The organism is Streptomyces sp. NPDC058576, assembly GCF_042718715.1.
Taxonomy (GTDB): domain Bacteria; phylum Actinomycetota; class Actinomycetes; order Streptomycetales; family Streptomycetaceae; genus Streptomyces.
The window spans coordinates 1-2,116 of sequence record NZ_JBHXPF010000044.1; the positions used below are offsets into that span (position 1 = coordinate 1).

A 2,116-nucleotide genomic window follows, 5' to 3' on the forward strand; every position below is an offset into this window, starting at 1 on the left:
GCCGCCTTGGCCGCGGCGGCGCACTCCGCCCCCGCGGGGGCCCGGGCCCCTCCGACCCGGCCGACGCGCCGGCGGCCGGCCCCCCCCCCCGGTGGGTCCCCGGCCCCTTCCGCGTACGGCAGGCCTCAGGCCTCCCCGCCCTCGGAGGCCCCCGCCGGAACGGCTACGGCGTTACGGCAGCGCCAGCATCCGCTCCAGGGCGAGCTTGGCGTACTTCTCCGTCTCCGGGTCGACCTCGATCCGGTTGACCAGCTTGCCCTCGGCCAGCGACTCCAGGGTCCACACCAGGTGCGGCAGGTCGATCCGGTTCATCGTCGAGCAGAAGCAGACCGTCTTGTCGAGGAAGACGATCTCCTTGTCCTCCGCGGCGAATCGGTTCGCCAGGCGGCGCACCAGGTTCAGCTCCGTACCGATGGCCCACTTCGAGCCGCGCGGGGCCGCTTCCAGGGCCTTGATGATGTACTCCGTCGAGCCCACGTAGTCCGCGGCCGCCACGACCTCGTGCTTGCACTCCGGGTGCACCAGCACGTTGACCCCGGGCATCCGGGCCCGGACGTCCTCGACCGACTCGACCGAGAAGCGGCCGTGGACCGAGCAGTGCCCGCGCCACAGGATCATCTTCGCGTTCCGCAGCTGCTCGGCGGTGAGGCCGCCGTTCGGCTTGTGCGGGTTGTAGAGGACGCAGTCGTCCAGGCTCATCCCCATGTCCCGCACGGCCGTGTTGCGGCCCAGGTGCTGGTCGGGGAGGAAGAGGATCTTCTCGCCCTGCTCGAAGGCCCACTCCAGGGCCCGCTTCGCGTTCGAGGACGTGCAGATCGTGCCGCCGTGCTTGCCGGTGAAGGCCTTGATGTCGGCTGACGAGTTCATGTACGAGACGGGCACCACCTGATCGGCTACCCCGGCCTCCGTCAGCACGTCCCAGCACTCGGCGACCTGCTCGGCGGTGGCCATGTCGGCCATCGAGCAGCCGGCCGCCAGGTCGGGCAGCACGACCGCCTGGGCGTCGGTGGTCAGGATGTCCGCGGACTCGGCCATGAAGTGCACACCGCAGAAGACGATGTACTCCGCCTCCGGGCGCGCGGCGGCGTCACGGGCCAGCTTGAACGAGTCGCCGGTGACGTCCGCGAACTGGATGACCTCGTCGCGCTGGTAGTGGTGGCCGAGGACGAACACCTTGTCCCCGAGCTTCTCCTTCGCGGCGCGGGCGCGCTCCACCAGGTCCGGGTCGGACGGGGAGGGGAGGTCGCCGGGGCATTCGACGCCGCGCTCGCTCCTCGGGTCGGCCTCCCGGCCGAGCAGCAACAGGGCGAGGGGTGTGGGAGTTACGTCCAGGGGCTGGGCCGTGGTCACGTCACGCACCCTTTCTTCTCTGCGTTCTGCTCTGCGCTTCGGCGAACGCGCCTTTTCGTCTATTTGACGCTATCTATCATAGCCGCTTCGTGTCACTTTGACGATGCCGATAGCGTCGATGTGACGCATCCCCCGGGCGACCGGGTGTGCGAGCATGAAAAGGAACAGACAAGCGCTTGGCCCGGAATGAATCCGCGGCGCAGGCGGTTGAACCGTCGGCAAGAGTTCCGTACAACCCGGGAGAGAAGCAGATGTCCGTATCGGACGAGACCACCACCGTGAGCGACGGCATCCTCCTGTCCGACGCCGCCGCCGCCAAGGTCAAGGGCCTGCTGGAGCAGGAAGGCCGCGAGGACCTGGCGCTGCGCGTCGCCGTTCAGCCCGGCGGTTGCTCGGGCCTGCGCTACCAGCTCTTCTTCGACGAGCGTTCGCTCGACGGTGACGTGGTGAAGGACTTCGACGGCGTCAAGGTCGTCACCGACCGGATGAGCGCCCCGTACCTGGGCGGCGCCTCCATCGACTTCGTCGACACCATCGAGAAGCAGGGCTTCACGATCGACAACCCGAACGCCACCGGCTCCTGCGCCTGCGGCGACTCGTTCAGCTAACCGCTGCGAGCGGGAACAGGGCATACGGAGGCGGGCGCCGGGGGGGCAGCCCGCGGCCCCGCCCGGCCCGGGGGCCGGCCGGGGCTCCCCCCGCGGCCCCCCCCCCCGCCGGCGCCGCGCTAAACCGGAGCAGAGGGAGCCGGGGGTACAGACGAAAA

At 69.9% G+C, this 2,116-nt stretch carries 2 protein-coding genes; one reads left to right on the forward strand and one right to left on the reverse strand.

Annotated elements, in window-relative coordinates:
- Window positions 1-171 precede the first annotated feature (171 nt).
- On the reverse strand, window positions 172-1,359 hold the full coding sequence (nadA, locus tag ACFWRV_RS26205) for a quinolinate synthase NadA (RefSeq protein ID WP_384338190.1): 1,188 nt from the start codon (window positions 1,357-1,359) through the stop codon (window positions 172-174).
- 242 nt (window positions 1,360-1,601) lie between these two features.
- On the opposite strand from nadA, the gene ACFWRV_RS26210 reads away from it, so the two are divergent.
- Window positions 1,602-1,958: an iron-sulfur cluster assembly accessory protein gene (locus ACFWRV_RS26210; RefSeq protein ID WP_003969624.1), complete on the forward strand. Its 357-nt coding sequence runs from the start codon at window positions 1,602-1,604 to the stop codon at window positions 1,956-1,958.
- Window positions 1,959-2,116: the final 158 nt, after the last annotated feature.